The 19,114-nt window shown below is 55.9% G+C and carries 15 protein-coding genes; 4 read left to right on the forward strand and 11 right to left on the reverse strand.

Going from position 1 to position 19,114, the window contains the following annotated elements; genetic code table 11:
* Positions 1–66: 66 nt before the first annotated feature.
* From QUD59_RS09145 to QUD59_RS09160, 4 genes are all read right to left on the reverse strand, one after another.
* Positions 67–1,005 carry a diguanylate cyclase gene (locus tag QUD59_RS09145; RefSeq protein ID WP_286236597.1) on the reverse strand — a complete coding sequence of 313 codons (939 nt, stop codon included), beginning with the start codon at positions 1,003–1,005 and terminating at the stop codon, positions 67–69.
* Positions 1,006–1,108: 103 nt separating this feature from the next.
* Positions 1,109–2,098: a lipopolysaccharide heptosyltransferase RfaC gene (gene rfaC, locus QUD59_RS09150; protein ID WP_286236598.1), complete on the reverse strand. Its 990-nt coding sequence runs from the start codon at positions 2,096–2,098 to the stop codon at positions 1,109–1,111.
* A complete protein-coding gene (waaF, locus tag QUD59_RS09155; RefSeq protein WP_286236599.1) occupies positions 2,095–3,123 on the reverse strand; it encodes a lipopolysaccharide heptosyltransferase II in 1,029 nt (342 codons plus the stop codon). Before waaF ends, rfaC begins: the two co-directional genes overlap by 4 nt.
* Before the next feature lie 33 nt (positions 3,124–3,156).
* Positions 3,157–4,929 carry a phosphoethanolamine transferase gene (locus QUD59_RS09160; RefSeq protein ID WP_286236600.1) on the reverse strand — a complete coding sequence of 591 codons (1,773 nt, stop codon included), beginning with the start codon at positions 4,927–4,929 and terminating at the stop codon, positions 3,157–3,159.
* A 327-nt stretch (positions 4,930–5,256) separates the two neighbouring features.
* Between QUD59_RS09160 and QUD59_RS09165 the strand changes: the two genes are divergently transcribed.
* Positions 5,257–6,255, forward strand: a complete 999-nt coding sequence (locus QUD59_RS09165) for a branched-chain amino acid aminotransferase (protein WP_286236601.1) — start codon at positions 5,257–5,259, stop codon at positions 6,253–6,255.
* Between the two features lie 66 nt (positions 6,256–6,321).
* Here QUD59_RS09165 and glnE read toward each other — a convergent pair whose 3' ends face one another.
* A complete protein-coding gene (gene glnE / locus QUD59_RS09170) occupies positions 6,322–9,213 on the reverse strand; it encodes a bifunctional [glutamate--ammonia ligase]-adenylyl-L-tyrosine phosphorylase/[glutamate--ammonia-ligase] adenylyltransferase (RefSeq protein ID WP_286236602.1) in 2,892 nt (963 codons plus the stop codon).
* Positions 9,214–9,284: 71 nt separating this feature from the next.
* Positions 9,285–10,406: a CYTH domain-containing protein gene (locus QUD59_RS09175; RefSeq protein ID WP_286236603.1), complete on the reverse strand. Its 1,122-nt coding sequence runs from the start codon at positions 10,404–10,406 to the stop codon at positions 9,285–9,287.
* Positions 10,407–10,615: 209 nt separating this feature from the next.
* Between QUD59_RS09175 and argE the strand changes: the two genes are divergently transcribed.
* Both argE and argA read left to right on the forward strand, forming a co-directional pair.
* Positions 10,616–11,767 carry an acetylornithine deacetylase gene (gene argE, locus QUD59_RS09180; protein ID WP_286236605.1) on the forward strand — a complete coding sequence of 384 codons (1,152 nt, stop codon included), beginning with the start codon at positions 10,616–10,618 and terminating at the stop codon, positions 11,765–11,767.
* Between the two features lie 7 nt (positions 11,768–11,774).
* Positions 11,775–13,112, forward strand: coding sequence for an amino-acid N-acetyltransferase (gene argA, locus QUD59_RS09185; RefSeq protein ID WP_286236607.1), 1,338 nt, complete (start codon positions 11,775–11,777; stop codon positions 13,110–13,112).
* Between the two features lie 3 nt (positions 13,113–13,115).
* Here argA and QUD59_RS09190 read toward each other — a convergent pair whose 3' ends face one another.
* The 5 genes from QUD59_RS09190 to ald form a co-directional block, all read right to left on the reverse strand.
* Positions 13,116–14,477 (reverse strand): ATP-binding protein, encoded by a 1,362-nt coding sequence (locus tag QUD59_RS09190; protein WP_286236609.1) that lies wholly within the window; start codon positions 14,475–14,477, stop codon positions 13,116–13,118.
* Between the two features lie 6 nt (positions 14,478–14,483).
* The gene (locus tag QUD59_RS09195) at positions 14,484–15,173 is read right to left on the reverse strand and encodes a response regulator transcription factor (RefSeq protein ID WP_286236611.1); all 690 of its coding nucleotides are present in this window, start codon (positions 15,171–15,173) and stop codon (positions 14,484–14,486) included.
* 15 nt (positions 15,174–15,188) lie between these two features.
* Positions 15,189–15,455, reverse strand: a complete 267-nt coding sequence (locus QUD59_RS09200) for a PepSY domain-containing protein (RefSeq protein ID WP_286236612.1) — start codon at positions 15,453–15,455, stop codon at positions 15,189–15,191.
* Between the two features lie 182 nt (positions 15,456–15,637).
* Entirely contained in the window at positions 15,638–15,883 is a 246-nt protein-coding gene (locus QUD59_RS09205; protein ID WP_286236613.1) for a hypothetical protein, read from the reverse strand.
* A 70-nt stretch (positions 15,884–15,953) separates the two neighbouring features.
* Positions 15,954–17,060 (reverse strand): alanine dehydrogenase, encoded by a 1,107-nt coding sequence (ald, locus tag QUD59_RS09210; protein WP_286236614.1) that lies wholly within the window; start codon positions 17,058–17,060, stop codon positions 15,954–15,956.
* 168 nt (positions 17,061–17,228) lie between these two features.
* On the opposite strand from ald, the gene ilvD reads away from it, so the two are divergent.
* Complete coding sequence (gene ilvD, locus QUD59_RS09215; RefSeq protein ID WP_286236615.1) at positions 17,229–19,061, forward strand: dihydroxy-acid dehydratase; 1,833 nt, start codon at positions 17,229–17,231, stop codon at positions 19,059–19,061.
* Positions 19,062–19,114 lie beyond the last annotated feature (53 nt).

Raw genomic sequence — 19,114 nt, forward strand, 5'->3', positions numbered from 1 at the left:
GATCTGACTGATTAACCACAGTTAATAACAGTTACCTATAAGATTCAATAGGTTAAAAGTTCAGTTTCAGGAGCGCAGGGGGGAACTCTGCTGTGGACAGTCTGTGCTGAAGCAACAGGTCTGATTGCGGCCGGCGGCTTTGGCCTGATACATGGCCGTATCTGCTTTTTTCAGCAGCGTTTCGATCTGTTCGCCCGGTTCCAGCCGGGTCAGGCCAAAGGAGGCAGTCACAACCATGCTCTGCTCCTGAAAGTGCATCTGGTTAGCAGCCAGCCGCAGCCTGACCCGCTCGATGACCTGAAGTGCATCGTCCATGCTCATATCGGGCAGAATAAACAGAAACTCTTCGCCGCCAATCCGGGCTACGGAGTCGTGACGCCGGATGCTCTTCTGGAACAGGCTGGCAGTATGCTGCAATACCCTGTCGCCCACGTCGTGCCCGAACTGATCGTTCACTTTCTTAAAATGATCAATATCGGCGAGGGCAACACAGCAGGTGTTTGCTTCCGGGCTGTTACTGATCTGACAGATCTGCCCGGAGAGAATGGTCATGATGCTCTTGCGGTTGAGCAGATTGGTCAGTGGGTCGAACTGCTGCTGGCTGGCTACGGCAAATTCGAGTAGTTGCAGGATGTTATTGAAAAACAGCCGTTGAATGTCGAGAAATTCGGCATAACGTTCGCGGTTAAACTGACCGTTCTGATCGAAGTCCAGTAACAGGTTGCGTGCACTCTGGTGGAGCTGTTGGTGCAGGGTTTCGATTTCTATACAGGTAGGGTTGTGAAAGGTCTCATCACGCAGCAGTTGTTCGATCCAGCCACCAAAATGACAATGCTGGTGGGCATCGGCTGCGGTAAAGGATGGTTCATCGATTGATTCCCGTGCCGCAATGGCGAGATTTATCCGCTGTAACCAGAGGTGGTGCTCGGCAAGCGCATGTTTGATCTGTTCCGAGAATCGGGCAAAGGCCTGATGGTCGATCCGTTCTAAGAGTGACTCCAGCATAACGTTGTAAACTTTTCAGCGAGGGCTTATCTCATCCTAGGCGCTGTCTCGCATCGGGTAAACGTAAAGTTGCCCGTTTCAGGCATAAAAAGCCGGTTGAACGCTAAAGATGGGCCTTTAATTGAGCGAAGACAATTTCCGGGGTCAGGTTGCGGAAGATCTCAGGTTCGACGTTGCTTTCTGCTGCAGGGTAGTCCGCCGCTTTCAGACAAACCTGGTCTTTGCCGTAGCCACCAACCAGTCCGGGGTCGGTTGGGCCAAACAGAATGATATTCGGAATATCCAGTGCCGCCGCGAGATGGGAGAGACCTGTGTCGACCGACACGCAGGCTTGCGCATGGGCCAGCACCGCTGCTACCTGATTCAGACTGAGCCGGGGGAGCACTTCGCAGTTTGGGTGGCTCTGTGCCAGGCGCTCTGCCCGTTGTTGTTCGTTGGCATTACCCCAGGGCAGCTTGATCTTCCAGCCGGCGTCTCCGGCTATCTTAATTAACTGTTGCCAGTAGGGTTCCGGCCAGTGTTTATCGAACCGGGTGGTACTGTGCTGAAACACCAGATAGGGGCTGTGTGCCTGCTCTGCATCGACAAAGTGATGGCGGATGGAAAAATCCCCGCGTTCGGCTGGCAGGGGGTAGCCCAGTGCCGCCGCGAACAGTTGCCGAACCCGCTCTACGGCGTGCTGATTTTTAGCCACCGGGATGGGATGATCGTAAAACCGCGCGGCCAGTGGTTCCCGGGCTGAGCTTTTATCGAGACCAAAGCTGGGGCCTTTGGCCAGCCGTGTCGCCAGAAGGGCGCTTTTCAACAGCCCCTGAGCGTCGATGACCGCATCATATTCAGTGCGTTGTAACTGTTGCCGGTAGCGCTGCCATTCGCCACCTCGCCAGGTCTGCAGCAGGTTTTTCCGCCAGCGGCGGATGGCTACCGGAATAACTTCGCCTACCGAACTGTGCCACAAAGGAATTTCGCGGAAGTTCTCTTCGACAACCCAGTCAAATTCAATGCCGGGAATGGCTCGGGCAGCATCGGTCAGGGCTGGCAGGGTGTGGATAACATCTCCCATGGAGGAGGTTTTGACGATCAGTACCTTCATCTTTGCGGCAGCCATTTGTGCAGGGATTCGAGGGCCATCTCCGGGGTGATATCGATCAGGCTCTGATGATAGCCCTGGTCCGCATCGCCCTTGCGGATTTTATGGAAGCCTTCAATCAGACGGATCACTTCGGCCTGTTCGGACAACGGCGGGGTGAAATCCGGGCTGGTAGGGCCATAGAGCGCTACCAGCGGCGTATTCACTGCGGCGGCAATGTGCATCAGCCCCGAGTCGTTGCTGACGGCGGCCTGACAGGCTGCGATCAGATCGATCGCCTGCGGCAGGCTGGTCTCACCCGCCAGATTGCGGCAGTGGGCGCGTTGTCCGGGCTTCAGTTGGGCGATGATCTGTTCGGCTACCGGTCGATCTTTAGGTGAACCGAAAATCCAGATCTGCAGCCCCTGATCGATCAGCTTGCGGGCCAGCGCTGCGTAGTGGTAATCCGGCCAGCGTTTAGCCGGGCCAAACTCGGCCCCGGGACAAAAGGCCACAGCCGCTGTGTCGTCGAGACTGAACTGTGTCCGGGCAGCGGCCTGCGCTTCTGCGTCGACCCGCAACTGTGGCGGCAGAATCTCGGCACGGGACAGAGCCGGGGCGCCAGCGGGGCAGGCCAGTGCGACATAGCGCTGTACCATCAGTGGAAAGGCTTGTTTATCCAGCCGGCGCCGGTCATTCAGCAGGCCATAGCGCATTTCACCATGCCAGCCGGTTCGCAGTGGAATGTGGGCAAACCAGGGGATCAATGCAGATTTCAGTGAGTTGGGCAGAACAAAGGCCTGTTGATAGCCGGTGCTTTCCAGTTCGGCAGCAACGGCCTTACGCACACCCCACTGCAGGCTGCCATGGCCTACAGGCATGGCGATCGCCTGATTGACTTCCGGCATCCGCGCCAGTACTGAGCGGCACCAGTCCGGTGCGAGCACATCGATTTCGCGCTCCGGGTTCTGCTGCTTCAGGTGGCGGTAGAGCGACTGGCTCATCAGCATATCGCCCACCCAGGATGGGCCGATAATCAGTGTTTTCACGCGATTTCCTGTTGCCATGGATAAGTCGTCATTCTACTGCGCTTCGGTGGTGGGGGTTAAGCGTCGTTCAAAATAATCCCGGTAGCGCTGATCCAGCTCTGCATAGGGGATGATGCTCTGGCCATCCTGCAGGGTCGCACTCTGGCGGTCAAAGTCCACATGAATATACCCGAGATCCGGGAACACCAGCACGGCGTTAGGCTCATTGTGCAGGGTCTTCATGTACGCTGAAACCACCCGCAGGCGCTCGGGATCGATCGGCTGGCGCAGACTGACCCCGTTAATTTCGGAGATCGGTTCTATCTGCATCAGATCGAGGATGGTGGCAAATATATCTGCCTGGCTCACCGGGCTGTTAATGTTATCGGGCAGGGCGTTCAGCGCAGACTTCGGCGGGAACACCATCAGGGCATTGTGGATAACACCGGAGCTGTAACCCCGGTTGAACTGGGTTTTGTTCTTCGAGATATCCTGACCGTGGTCGCTGGAGAAGAAGACCCAGGCTTCCGGGTCATGGGCCCGTACACCTTCAACCAGCCGCTGCAGGTAGAGATCGGTGTAAAGCACGGTATTGTCGTAGGCGTTGATGTCATTTTCATCCAGCTCTGGCAGGAACTGCTTTATGGACGCCGGTGAATGGGTGGTATAGGGGTAGTGACTGCCGTTCATCTGGGTGACCAGCATCAACGGCGCGTTATCCTGACGGGTAAAGTGTTGATCGAGGAAGGGCAGAATGCCCTCTTCCAGCACTTTGATATCGTCGGCCCCATCGGAAACCGATACCGAAGCACTGAAATCAGTGCCGCTCTGGTAAAAATCCATATCCGGGTCGACAAAGATCTGATCGACGTTACGCCACTGGAAATCCTGCGCGGTGATCAGTGCCGTGCGATAACCCGCCGCTTTGGCGTAGTTGAACAGGGTCGGGCTGCTGTAGACCAGCCCGGCCGGATCGATCCCCTGCAGTCCGGTCAGCATATAGGGTACTGAGCTGAGGGTGCGGGTGCCGATACTCACCGCATTGCGGTACAGCAGCACTTCATTCCGGTCCATCATCTGTTGCAGCCGGGGTGTGGTCTGGCGCTCGTAGCCATAAATGCCAAGGTGATCCAGCGTCAGGGATTCGCCGATGACATAGACAATGTTGGGTGCGTCAGCAGCGGGCGTTTGCTCAGGCACCGCAGGCTTTTCGGCCAGTTTGGTTTCAAAGGCGTGGCGTTCGATGAGACCGGGGAAAATACCCGCGTAAGCAACTGAGCTGAACTGGAATTTGCTGATCCCGTACCAACTGAAAGTCACCAGCAGGAACAATAGGCTGGCAAGGACCAGGCTGCTGCCTTTGAGCAACCAGTGTGGCCGCAGCTCCAGCCGGAACAGCAGCATCAGCAGGGGTAACTCAATCAGTAACAGCAGAAGTGGCTTAAGAATAATGGCGTTGCCGAGCCATAGTTCGAGGGTTAACAGCGGGTCTGCGGCGACAAAGCGCAGATCAAAAACCGAAACGAAACTGCCATAGACTGCAAAATAGGATTGCTGGGCGATCTGGGTGCCAAGGATAAAAAACAGAAACAGCGAGCGGATGACCCCGCTGCGGATCGGTGCCATACAGATCATCAGCAGAAACAGGCTGGCCAGACTGAAGCTGTAGTTGACCCAGAAACGTTTGCCCTCCAGATGATTCAGCAGCCAACTGAGATCGCGGACCAGTAGAAGGTCGCAGATCGCAAGCGCCATAAAAATCAGTAAAAAGAAAAGCTTAGGGGACGCTTTGCCGCGTTCCACCCAGAGTGCGAAAATGTTATTCATCAACAGACTACAACAGACTACAGAGTTGGTTGGTCGCCAGGTCAGCCCGGTTTCATTGCGTGATGGTGGAGACAGACGGACGCTGATGGCAGGGTCTTAATTAAAGCGGCTAATCATACAATGAAAGCCTGGTTAAGGGCTATACAGAACACGCCGCGGCAGGTGTGGCGCGGATTGTTGCAGCAAGAACGTGTGCAGCATTCAGGGTAATTCCAATTTGCCGGCTTCAGGATTAGAATATCAGGCCTCATATTGAGAACACCTAATCATATCGCCTCAGGCCCATGTCGGGCTGAGCAGGCACCCGGAATATTTAAGGAAGGTATCATGGCTACTGCATTCGGCTCCCAATTTATGCCTGAAATGTCAATCTCGTGGTTTGACGGTTCTAGCTGGAGTGCCGCTGAAGTGGTCCCGAGTGACAGCATTCAGTTACATCCGGGGGCGCACGTACTGCATTACTCCAGTACCTGCTTTGAGGGGCTGAAAGCGTTCCGCCATGAAGACGGTTCGATTAAGGTTTTTCGCATCGACCGTAACGTAGCACGTATGGCGCAAAGCGCTCGTCTGCTGGCGCTGCCGGAGCTGGACGAAGAGATGGTCAGCAAGATGATCCTCGACACCGTGAAGCGTTTCGCAGCCGATGTACCGGCACCTCCGGGCTCCATGTATATTCGCCCGACTCTGTTTGGTACTGAACCGGCGATCGGTAAAGCGGCGGCACCGTCTGAAACCGCCTGCTTCTACGTACTGCTCTCTCCGGTAGGTGACTACTTTGCCGGTGGTGACCGTACCCTGCGCCTGCTGGTGGATGATACCGGTCTGCGCTGTGCACCCCACAATGGCATGATCAAGAGCGGCGGTAACTACGCCAGCGCTCTGCTGCCAACCATGCGGGCAAAAGAGAAGTACAGTGTTGATCAGGTACTGTTCTGCCCGAACGGTGATGTTCAGGAAACCGGTGCGGCCAACTTCCTGCTGATCGATGGTGATGAAGTGATTACCCGTGATCTGGACGAAAGCTTCCTCCACGGTGTGACCCGTGATTCTCTGCTGACTCTGGCCCGCGATCTGGGTCTTAAGGTGTCCGAGCGTCGTCTGACCGTAGAGGAGATGCTGGAGCGTATTGCCAAACCGGGTTGCGAAGCAGCGTTGTCCGGAACCGCAGCGGTACTGGCGCCGGTGGGTACTATGATCTATCAGGATCAGGAGTATACAGTCGGTAACGGTGGTATCGGTGAAACCACTCTGAAACTGCGTAAAGCGCTGAACGATATTCAGTGGGGTAAAGCAGAAGACAAGCATGGCTGGCTGACTGACGTCTGATCCGGTTTAGCGCGAAGCATAAAAAAGCAGGCCACTGGCCTGCTTTTTTTGTATCTGTTGCACCCCTCAGCAGAGGGTTTTATCCCAGATCGCTGCTACGGTTTCACGCAGTTCGCTGATCTCCGAGTCGGAAATGGTGCTGGAGCGATCCTGCAGGGTCTGGCGGTGGCCGATAGCCCGGTAGGCTTTGTAAGCTTCGCGCAGGGTCTCGGCATCCTCGCTGCTGAGCAGGTTGACGCTCTCAGCAGCATCGAGAATCCGTATGTTATCGGTAAATTCGTACAGCGCCGGGTGATTTTCCGCGTGAAGCAGGGTCAGGTACTGCACCAGAAACTCGATATCCACAATTCCGCCACGGTCATGTTTAAGGTGGAAAACCGGGGTCTCATCGCCGCTGTTTTTACTGCCCAGATGCTGACGCATTTTTTCCCGCATCTCGGTGACTTCTTCCAGCAGCTTGGCCTGATCGCGGTGGCGGGCAAGGATCTCAGCACGAACCGCTTCAAAACGTTGCTGCAGCGCCGTGTCACCGGCGACCACCCGGGCACGCACCAGTGCCTGATGTTCCCAGGTCCAGGCTTCTTTTTCCTGATAGTCAGCAAACGCTTTCAGAGAGCTGACCAGTAAGCCTGAATTGCCGGATGGGCGCAGGCGCATATCCACTTCATAGAGCTGGCCGGAGGTGGTGAACGTATTCAGGATGTGAATAATTTTCTGCCCCAGGCGGGTAAAGAAGACTGAGTTGGCAATCTGTTTGTCGCCATCGGTAAACAGGTTGGGATCGGAATCGTGGATGAATACCAGATCCAGATCGGAACCGTAGGAGAGTTCAATGCCGCCCATTTTGCCATAACCGAGAACGATAAAGTCCGGGTTACAGGCAACGCCCGCTTCCTTCTGTGGAAAGCCGTGTTTCTCTGTGAGCAGTTTCCAGGCGATCTCGACTACCGCCTGCAGGATCACTTCGGCGGTCCAGGTCAGGTAATCACTGACCTTCATCAGCGGCAGCACGCCGGTAATCTCTGAGGCTGCCACTTTCAGTACGTGGGCGTTCTTAAAGTAGCGCAACGCGTCCATCAACTGCTCGGTGTCCTCTTCGGGAATCCGCAGCAACTGCTGGCGCAGTTCGTTATCCAGTTGTACCTTGTCCGGCGGTGAGTAGAGACTGGCCGGGTTGATCAGCTCATCCAGCAGGATCGGTTGTTTGGTCAGGTTCTCCGAGAACCAGCTTGAAGCGGAACAGAGTTTAACCAGTTGCTGCAGGGCAACCGGGTTTTCTGCCAGCAGCACCAGATAAGCGGAGCGGCGCAAAATCGCCTGAATAAGCTGCAGGACACGGGTCAGGGTCTCACTTGAATTTTCGGTGGCGGCGACCTCGTGCAGCAGTACCGGCAGTACCGCCATGAGACGTTCCTGTGCGATCTGCTGCAGCATGACGACGGTGCGCGAGCTGCGCAGTTGATCCAGTTGCTGCCAGGCGGCAGCCGGATCATCAAAGCCGTTCTGCTCCAGCAGAGCGATCGCCTGTTCATCCTCCAGTTCATCTTTCCACAGGGAGAGCCAGACCTCATTCCGGGCAATCTGCCCGGCGTCTTCTGTCTCTTCGCAGGGGGCGATCAGGTCAGCGAAGTGCGCGCTGACATTATCGCGATGGCGTTGTAATTCGGTGCTGAAACTTTGCCAGTCGGCAAAGCCCATGCTGAAACTGAGGCGTTGCTGCTCCAGTGGATCCTGAGGCAGCTCCTGCGTCTGTTTATCGGCCACGGCCTGAATCGCATGTTCTGCATTGCGCAGGAACTCATAGGCCAGCATCAATTCATCGGCGGCCTGTTGTGGCATGCCGACGGCTTCAGGCAGCATGGGTAATACCCTGCACAGTTCGCGCCGCTGTAACCGGCTGTCCCGCCCACCACGCAGCAACTGGAAAACCTGAACGATAAACTCCACTTCACGGATGCCGCCAGCGCCGAGTTTTACGTTTCCGCTGAGTCCCTTGCGGCGTACCTCCCGGCTGATCATCTCTTTCATCTCGCGCAGCGAGTCAAAGGCACTGAAATCGATATACTTGCGATAGACGAACGGGCGCAGGATCTGCATCAGTTCTTCGCCTGCTTCCCGATCCCCGGCGATCGCCCGGGCTTTGATCATGGCGTAGCGCTCCCACTCCCGGCCATGCTCCTGATAGTACCCCTCCATGGCGTCAAAGCTGATCACCAGAGGGCCGGCTGAACCAAACGGCCGCAGGCGCATATCAACCCGGAAGACAAAGCCATCGATGGTGGTGTTATCCAGAGCCTGAATCAGTTTTTTACCCAGTCGGATAAAGAAATCCTGATTGTCGAGGCACTTTTTACTGCCTTCGGTTTCGCCGTTTTCCGGGTATGCAAAAATCAGATCGATATCGGAGGAGAGGTTCAGTTCATTGGCGCCGAGCTTACCCATGCCAAGCACGACCATCTTCTGTGGCTGACGGCTGTGCCGACCGGTGGGTGTGCCCCAGCGTTCACAGGCCTGCTGATAGAGCCAGTTCATGGTCTGCTCAACACAGGCGTCGGCGAGCAGGGAGAGCTCCCGGGTGGTGTTGCGCATATCGCTGCTGCGGGTCAGGTCGCGCCAGATCAGCCGGGTTTGTTCCCGCTGCCGGAACTGGCGTACTGCTTTCTGCATGCTCTCTTCTGTATCACTTTCGGCCAGCCGTGTGGCGAGACGGGTCTGATAATCTGTCTCGTCGTAACAGCGGCTGAGATCACCGCTGCTCAGCAGGTCAGGCAGCATCCCGGAATTACGGTTGAGCTGTTCGGCCACAAAGTTACTGCCGGTCAGCACCCGACTGAGGTCATCAACCAGAGTGTCCGGAGGGTTTTCCAGACCATCCAGCACGGTCTGCAAAGCTTCCCAGTGCTTTTGCAGCAGCGGTTGCAGAGTCTCCGGAATTAAATCCATTTGTGGTTGCAGCATGGGGCGAAATTCTCCTGAGATACAGATCTTTAAAGTCTAACAGCGCGTGCGGGGCCGGGTTGTGACACCCGTCACGCTTTATGCACAGGCTGTTGCGCCAGCATCTGATGTTTACTGTTCCAGCGTTTGCGCCAGCTCTGCTCAATCAGTTGTTCCGAGATCAAGAGTGCCAGTAAACCCGGTTCTGAGGTTTGCAGCAATACTTCCATTCGCGAATGGGCGCGTTCTGCCTGACGTTTAATCCAGCCGCTCTCCTGACTGTTACTGAGCAGCGCAGTACGGCGCCAGGCATCGATATCCCGTATCTGACGGATCAGTTTTCCGAGCAGATGATCGATCTGACCGTCCGGCTCCGCCGGGACGATCTCGCTGAAGGATTCGTAAAAGGCACCGATATTACGCAGTGACTCGAGTGCCAGCGGAATCTGCTGCCAGTCATCATTGAATTGCCAGGCTTCAAAGTAGCGCGGCCAGAGGGCAAGTTCATTCTGCACCAGACGGCAAAAAGCGGTTTCCAGTGTGGTTTCGTCATCGAACGCTGGCAGCGAGCGCTTTACCTGATAGGCTTCGGGCTGCAGCAGACGGTAGCCTCGCTCGGCCTTGCTGATATCGCTGATATACAGCGGGACATTCCGCGCCAGTCCGAGAGCGACCTTAACCAGCTCACCGGGTTCACCTTCGAGTAACTCAAGCTCAAGCTCGCAGATCGGTTCCTCGCGTTCCGGGGTCGCTACCTGTCCCTGATCCAGCGCGATCTCCGCTTTCAGCGGCTGTCCCTGACTATCGGTGGTGTCGAGGATCCAGATGGTGCGATTGAAATCGGTACTGAATACCGGCGCGATGTTGCGTTGCAGGGTTTCGCAGTTCAGCGACTCAGGCCATTCGGCGCTGCGCAGCAGGTCAAAATCCAGCTGTGGGCGGGTCAGCAACCACTCCCATTCGTTACGGCTGTGCATCCCGGCAGCACTGCTGCCGCTGCTCTTCAGGGTCTGGATCAGTTGTTCTCCTTTGCGGCGTATACGCAGCGCGACCCGGTTCTGAGTGAGTTGCTGATCGGGGGTGTCGTAATAGGTATTGCCCAGACGCTGGCTGCCCAGTTCGCGCACTTCGGCGGAGCGGAACAGGGGTTGCAGTTTCAGCGATTCTACGTGGTGCGGGCTCAGGGTCAGTTTTAATTCTACTTCCAGTGCCATTCTCTCTTTCTCTACTCTGGCTGAGCTTATTATGGAACCATGCAAACAGGTTGCCCGGGCACGCTGGCTTCAGCGCTTGCCGCGGATTAATGCGCAGGTTCATTATCCGGCTAGTCTACCGTAATCATGCTGAAAAAGGGCAGGCTTGAACCGGGTTGGATAAACCGGCGACAATGGGAGTGAATATCGTCATTGTCAGGAGCCTTCCCATGTCTAATAACTGCCCCGATCTGGTCAGCATGCTGCGCCAGCTTATTGCCAGCCCGTCAGTAAGTTGTACCCAGCCGGACTGGGATCAGAGCAATCTGGGCGTCATTGAGCTGCTGGAGGGCTGGTTGGCTGATCTGGGTTTTCAGACCGAGGTGGTGCCGGTGCCCGGTCATCCCGGCAAGGCGAACCTGATTGCGACGCTGGGCTCTGGTCCGGGCGGCCTGGTGCTCGCCGGACATACCGACACGGTGCCGTTTAACGCTGAGCTGTGGCAGAGCGATCCGTTTAAGCTGACCGAGCGGGACAACCGTTTTTACGGTCTCGGTACCTGCGATATGAAGGGCTTCTTTCCGATTGCGATTGAAGCGGCGAAGCAGTTTCTTGATAAGACCTTACAGCAGCCGCTGATTATTCTGGCGACGGCTGATGAAGAGAGCTCTATGAGCGGAGCCCGGGCGCTGGCAGAAGCGGGGCGGCCGAAAGCCCGTTATGCGGTGATCGGTGAGCCGACCGGGATGAAACCGATCTATATGCACAAAGGGATGATGATGGAGTCGGTGCGGGTTGAAGGTAAAGCCGGTCATTCATCTGATCCTTCGCTCGGCGCGAACGCGCTGGAGGCGATGCACAGTGTGCTGTCGGAGCTGATCGCCTTCCGTGGCGAGATGCAGAAACAGTATCACAACAGTGACTTTGTTATCGCCGAGCCGACGCTGAATCTGGGCTGTATTCACGGCGGCGATAACCCCAACCGGATCTGTGGTAGCTGTGAGCTGGAGTACGACCTGAGGCCTTTGCCGGGGATGGATCTGGATAACCTGCGTGAGGAAGTCAGTCGCCGAATGGCGCCGCTGGCAGATCGCTTTGCTGTGGATATCCAGACCAAAGCGCTGTTTCCGGGCATTCCAGCGTTTGCCAACCAGCGTGATTCGAATCTGGTCAGAACCGCAGAAAAGCTCACCGGTTATACCGCACAGAGTGTGGCCTTTGGTACGGAAGCGCCGTTTATGCAGGCGCTGGGTATGGATACCATCGTGATGGGGCCGGGCTTTATCGATCAGGCGCACCAGCCGGATGAGTATTTGGCTTTTGACCAGATTAAGCCTACAGTAGCCGTGTTAGAAAAACTGATTGAACAATACTGCCTGTAGACACGCCGTGAACGACGACACTAAACAATACGTCAACTGGTTCAGACACTCTTCGCCCTATATTAATGCGCATCGTGGTAACACCTTTGTTCTGATGCTCAGCGGCGAGAGTGTGGCTGATCCGAATTTTGCCAATATCGTGCATGATATCGCCCTGCTGAACAGTCTGGGCGTGCGACTGGTGCTGGTGCATGGCTCGCGCCCCCAGATTCGTGAACGGTTGCAGAACCGACAGGTGGAGTCAAAGCTGCACCATCACCTGCGTGTCACCGATCAGGCTACCCTGACCTGCGTAATTGAAGCGGCGGCGATTGTCCGTGCCGAGATAGAAGCACGTCTCTCGCTGGGGTTGCCGAACACGCCGATGGCCGGTTCCCGGATCAAGGTTGTTTCCGGCAATTTTGTCACCGCCAAGCCGGTGGGGGTGCTGGATGGTGTGGATATGGCCCATACCGGTCAGGTACGTCGTCTCGACAGTGATGGCATCCGCCAGCAACTGGATGGGGGCAATATTGTACTGCTCTCCCATCTGGGTTATTCGCCGACCGGTGAGTTGTTTAATCTGGCGGCTGAGGATGTGGCGACCTGCACAGCGTCGGCGCTGAATGCCGATAAACTGATTCTGCTCGGTTCAGACCGGGGTGTGATGGACAGCTCGGGAGAGCTGCGCAGCGAGCTGCTGGCACGCAAGGCGGAACGGCTGGTCAGCCAGTACCTGTCTTCTCTGGATGATCCGCAGCAGCCTCATACTGAACTTTCCAGCCATCTGCAGGCCGCGGTAAATGCCTGTCGGGGTGGTGTAAAGCGCTGTCATCTGATCAGCTATAAGGAAGATGGTGCATTGCTGGGCGAGCTGTTCACCCGCGATGGTTCCGGCACCATGGTGTTGCAGGAATCCTATGAGCAGTTGCGTCAGGCCAGTATTGAAGATGTTGGCGCGGTGCTGGAGCTGATCCAGCCGCTGGAGCAGGATGGCACGCTGGTGCGTCGCTCCCGTGAGGTACTGGAGAATGAGATTGAACGCTTTACCCTGATCGAACGTGACGGGGTGGTGATCGGCTGTGCGGCTCTCTATCCGTTCCCCGAGGAGCAGATGGGCGAGCTGGCCTGTGTTGTTGTCTCTGCGGAGTATAAGGGAGGCGCGCGGGGTGACAAACTGTTACAGGCGATCCAGAAGCAGGCCCGGCAACAGGGCTTGCAGCAGCTCTTTGTGCTGACCACTAAAACCGCGCACTGGTTTGTCGAGCGCGGATTCAGCGAAGGTGAGGTTGAGCAGCTACCGGGCGAGAAAAAAGCGTTGTTCAACCTGCAGCGTAACTCCAAGGTTTTTCTGCAGGCGCTCTAGGCGTTAACCGGGCAGGGTGATAATAAAACAGGCGCCCCCGAGAGGGGAGTCGGTGACCTCTATCTGGCCGTTGTAGCTGCTGATAATATCGGTGGCGACCGAAAGGCCGATCCCCTGTCCCTGAATCGAAGTATCCAGCCGTTCACCCCGCTGCAGGACAACCTGCCGCATCTCGGGGCTGACCCCCGGGCCGTCATCACCGATCTCCAGTTGCAACGCATCTGCTGTGCGTCTGCCGCGAATGCTGACCTGACTGTGACCGTACTTAAATGCGTTCTCCAGAATGTTTCCGAGCAGCTCCATCAGGTCGCGTTCATCGCCGTAAAAATTCAGCGCCGGTTGCATATCCAACTGGCTGTGGATCGCTTTGTTGCGGTAGACCTTGCCCAGTGCTGACAGCATACGCTCAACCAGCGGTGTCACGGCTACGGCTTTGCCCATCGCCGGATGCTGGCTTTTCACCGCCCGGCTGAGTTGGTACTGAACGATCTGATCCATCCGCTCAATCTGCTCGCTGACCAGTTGTTCGTAACGCTGCTGGTCATGTTGCTCATGGCTGGCGCCGCGAATCACCGCCAGGGGGGTTTTCAGGCTATGGGCCAGATCACCCAGGGTATTGCGATAACGTTCCCTCTGTTTGCGCTCACTGTCGATCAGCAGATTGAGGTTTTCTGTGACCGGCTGTACTTCGTCCGGGTAAACGCCGCTGAGGCGCTCTGCGTTGCCTGACTCGATCGCTTTGAGGTCTCGTGCCAGCCGGCGTAACGGTGTCAGGCCCCAGCTCAGGATCAGGGTCTGAGCGAGCAGAGCCACCAGAAAGATAATTCCCATCCAAAGGATCAGTTGCTGGTTGTAGGCTTTGCTGTCACGTATTACCAGCTCATCGGATTCCATCACGGTAAACAGGAAGGAGCGCTCTTCACCCTGCTGCTCCCAGATAATGCGCAGTTGAAAGCGGTATAGCTGAGCTTCATCGAGATGCTCAAATTTGGGTTCGCCGGTATTCAGGCCGCTGTGATTGATCGCCGCAGTGAGTTGCGGGTTGTCCAGCAATACCGATGAGAGTGAACGCCACAGCAGGCCGCCGTTCTGGTCGTGAATCGTGGCATAGAGTCCTGAGCCGATCTGTTCGTAGCGGGGTTCCTGTAGTCGTTCAGGAAAGCGGATATGGTCTTCCTTAATCTCAATCGCGCCAAGCAGCAGGTAGACCTGAACCTGAAGCCGGTCCTTAACTGAGTTTTCAAGGCTGGACTGGTAGGCATTACTTAACGCCAGCGCGGCAATCAGCAGTACCAGCGGCAGCACCACTGCAGAGGCGATCAGTAATCGTCCCTGCAGTGAATGCAGTGGGGAGCGGATATTCAAAGCGGTTTATCCGTCCTGATTATCCGGGGTCAGGGAGAAGCGATAACCCAGTCCGCGCACCGTGGTGATCGGCTGCAGGGTCTGGTCCGGGTCCAGTTTCTGTCGCAGGCGACGGATAAAAACCTCCAGCACGTTGCTGTCGCGATCGAAATCCTGATGATAGAGGTGTTCGGTCAACTCGCTTTTGGAGATGGTTTTGCCGTTGTTCAGCACCAGATATTCAAAGGTTCGGTATTCGTAACTGGTCAGATTGACCGCTTCATTATCCCGATAGACAACCCGGCCGGTGGTATCAATTTTCAGCGGGCCGAACTGCAGCACGGGTTTGGCATGGCCGGCGGCACGACGCAGTAACGCGTTAAGACGGGCGCTCAGCTCTTCCATATGAAAGGGCTTGACCAGATAATCATCGGCGCCGGCTTCCAGCCCTTCGACTTTATCCTGCCAGTCGCCCCGGGCGGTGAGGATAATAATGGGGAACTCTTTGCCCTCATCGCGCCAGCGTTTGATCACCTCGATGCCGGAGAGCTTTGGCAGGCCCAGATCGACAATCGCCAGATCATAGGGGTACTCCTGCCCCATATACAACGCTTCTTCACCATCGGCGGTCTCTTCTACCGTGTAGTTTTTAGAGCCCAGTGCAGTGACTAACTGACGACGCAGATCCGGGTCATCCTCAACAACCAATAATTTCATGCTTACTACTCCATGTCAGGGCTTAATGGTTTTACCACTCTGGCTGTCAATCAACACCTCTTTGACGTGGCCGTCATTCAGCAGGCGGATCTTATAGATCGCTCGTCCATCTCTGGCGATGGTGTCAGCTTTGACAACTTTTCCGCCCAGAGTGCGGGTGGCCTGTTCTGTTGCCTGCTTAAGGCTCAGTGGCGCAGGCTCCCTGGCGATAGCAACAGGCGACGCTGTGCCGGTAACCAGACACAGTACGAGTACCGCTTGATAAATCTTCTGCCGAAGCATCGACTTAAACCTCATACTTGTTCATCAGATCGATTTGCTTGTTAGAGTATTATGCATCCGCAACTGAATGTTAAACCCCGGCTACGGTTTTAAGGGAGGGCCTGGAGTGAAAATCGGTTGCTACCCATTCTGGCAGCATAAAACTGTATACAGGGTGAATCGTTTAACCGGGCAACAGCAGCTTATTTGTCTGCCTGTTTCTCCCGCAACTGACGCAGTGAAAGAATCACAAAGCGGACGTTATAGATCATACCCAGACCCAGTGCTACAGCCGCGGTGACAATAAACAGATTACCCAGCTCGGGGATCTTGAAATACCAGCCTACCCAGAGCGAAAGGACGCTGATCAGGGCGATCGGGATACCGGTTTTGATCAGCAGGCTCATCCACTTATCGGAACGGATCGCCTTACGGTCGACACTGGACATAGAAACTCCTCAGTTTTTGACAGGGCTACAGAGTAGTGCCCGGCTTATCCGGGTTCAAGCCCTGTCTTACTCAAAGCTGATCTATTGGTCGCAGAGGCAGGTGAAAAGCCTCGGCCACACCAGCGCAGTAAATCTCACCGGCGTGAACGTTCAACCCCTTAGCAAACAGCGGATCTTGCTGCAGTACCTGCTTCCAGGGCTGTCCGGCCAGTCGCAGGATGTAGGGCAGAGTGGCGTTGGTCAGGGCCAGTGTTGAGGTGCGGGCAACCGCGCCGGGCATATTGGCTACACAGTAGTGAACCACGCCCTCTTCGATATAGGTGGGGTTCTGGTGGGTTGTCGCCCGGCTGGTTTCAAAGCAGCCGCCCTGATCGATGGCGACATCCACCACCACCGAACCATTTGCCATGATTTTAAGATCCTCACGGCTGACCAGCTTCGGTGCTGCCGCGCCGGGGATCAGCACTGCACCAATCACCAGATCGGCGTCCGGCAACAGTGATTGCAGATTAGCCCGGTTGGAGTAGCGGGTTTTCAGTCGCCCCATAAACTGAGCGTCAAGCTGGCGCAGGCGTTGCGGAGCGTTATCCAGCAGTGTCACATCGGCGCCGAGTCCGACGGCCATCTGTGCAGCGTTAGTGCCGACCACGCCGCCGCCAATAATCACTACCCTGCCCGGAGCGACACCGGGTACCCCGGCAAGCAGTACACCCCGTCCCTGACGGGCATTTTCCAGACAATGTGCGCCGGCCTGAATCGACATCCGCCCCGCGACTTCGCTCATCGGTGCAAGCAACGGCAGGTGACCCTGAGCATCGCTGATAGTTTCATAGGCGATAGCCGTACAACCGGATTGTTGCAGGCCCCGGGTCAGGTGTTCATCTGCAGCCAGATGCAGGTAAGTAAACAGCAACTGGCCGGAGCGCAGGCGAGCGACCTCTTCGGCCTGGGGCTCTTTGACCTTGATGATCATCTCTGCCTGTTGCCATAGTTCCTCCACTTCACAGAGCTGAGCGCCGGCGGACCGGTAATCATCATCAGTGAACCCGATCGCTGCTCCTGCCTGATGTTCTACCAGCAGTTCATGGCCTCGTGTGCTGAGCTCTCTGACCCCATCGGGGGTTAAGCCCACCCGGTATTCGTGCACTTTTATTTCGCGGGGAATGCCGATCTTCATCCTGAATCTCCTTGACCCAACCGTATCGATTACAGTGTAGACAACGGATGATCTATTTCCCGGCACATGTTGTTGCGAACAAAGCAATACCGGCTGGCAACGGTTTAACCCGGCTTCTGCTATACTCGGCGACCTGAGAACAAATAATTACTCCAAGGGTCAAATTTTATGCCGCAATATCGCTCAAAAACATCGACTGCGGGTCGTAATATGGCTGGTGCGCGTGCGCTTTGGCGTGCAACCGGCATGACGGATGAAGACTTCCACAAGCCGATTATCGCTGTTGCCAACTCCTTTACCCAGTTTGTACCGGGCCATGTTCATCTTAAGGATATGGGCCAGCTGGTGGCACGTGAGATCGAAAAAGCGGGTGGTGTGGCAAAAGAGTTCAACACCATTGCGGTGGATGACGGCATCGCTATGGGTCACGATGGCATGCTCTACTCACTGCCTTCGCGGGATATCATTGCTGACTCCGTGGAGTATATGGTTAACGCGCACTGTGCCGATGCGCTGGTTTGTATCTCCAACTGTGACAAGATCACACCGGGGATGCTGATGGCGTCTATGCGTCTGAATATTCCGGTCATTTTTGTCACCGGCGGTCCGATGGAAGCGGGTAAAACCAAGCTGGCAGAGCACAAGCTGGATCTGGTTGATGCGATGGTACTGGCGGCTGATCCGAACGCTTCTGACGAAGAAGTGGATGCGGTTGAGCGTTCTGCCTGCCCTACCTGTGGCTCCTGTTCCGGTATGTTTACTGCCAACTCCATGAACTGTCTGGCGGAAGCGCTGGGTCTGGCGCTGCCGGGTAACGGTACGGTGGTGGCGACTCATGCGGATCGTAAAGAGCTGTTCCTGCAGGCGGGTCGTTCTATCGTTGAGATGACAAAACGCTACTACGAGCAGGACGACGAGCGGGTTCTGCCGCGCTCCGTTGGCTTCAAGGCGTTTGAGAACGCCATCACACTGGATATCGCTATGGGCGGTTCCACCAATACGATTCTGCACCTGCTGGCCATCGCTCAGGAAGCGGAGATCGATTTCACCATGGATGATATTGACCGTCTTTCCCGCGAAGTACCGCAGTTGTGTAAAGTCGCGCCGAATACGCAGAAATATCACATTGAAGATGTGCATCGTGCCGGTGGCATCATGGGCATTCTGGGTGAACTGGACCGTGCCGGTAAACTGCATACTGATGTACCGACGGTACATGAGCCAAGCATGAAAGAAGCACTGGATAAGTGGGATATCATGCGTAACCCGTCTGATGCCGTGAAGGAGTTCTATAAAGCCGGCCCGGCGGGTATTCCGACTCAGGTGGCTTTCAGTCAGAGCGAGCGCTGGACATCACTGGATGGTGACCGTGCAAACGGCTGTATCCGTTCCCTTGAACATGCGTTCTCCCTTGAGGGCGGTCTGGCAGTGCTGACAGGCAACATCGCAGAAAACGGTTGTGTGGTTAAGTCTGCCGGTGTTGATGAGTCGATTCTGGTGTTTGAAGGCCCTGCCCATATCACGGAATCTCAGGATGAGGCGGTGGCCAATATTCTGGATGATAAAGTGGTTGCCGGTGAGGTTGTGATTGTCCGTTACGAAGGGCCGAAAGGTGGTCCGGGTATGCAGGAGATGCTTTACCCGACCTCTTACATCAAGTCCAAAGGACTGGGTAAAGCCTGTGCCCTGCTGACTGACGGTCGTTTCTCTGGCGGTACTTCTGGTCTTTCTATCGGTCACGTTTCTCCTGAAGCGGCGGCGGGTGGTGCGATCGGTCTGGTGCGTAACGGTGATATTATCCGTATCGATATTCCAAACCGCAGCATCGATGTTCTGTTGTCTGATGAAGAGCTGGCGGCGCGTCGTGCAGAGCAGGATAAGCTTGGCTGGAAACCGGTTGCAGAGCGTCCGCGTAAAGTCTCTGCCGCGCTGAAAGCGTATGCGAAACTGGCGACCTCTGCGGATAAAGGCGCCGTACGCGACCTGTCTCAGCTCGACTAAGAGGTTTTAGTTGCAGTAAAAATGAAAAGGCAGCCTCTCGGGCTGCCTTTTTT

This window comes from Neptuniibacter halophilus (assembly GCF_030295765.1).
Taxonomy (GTDB): Bacteria; Pseudomonadota; Gammaproteobacteria; order Pseudomonadales; family Balneatricaceae; genus Neptuniibacter; species Neptuniibacter halophilus.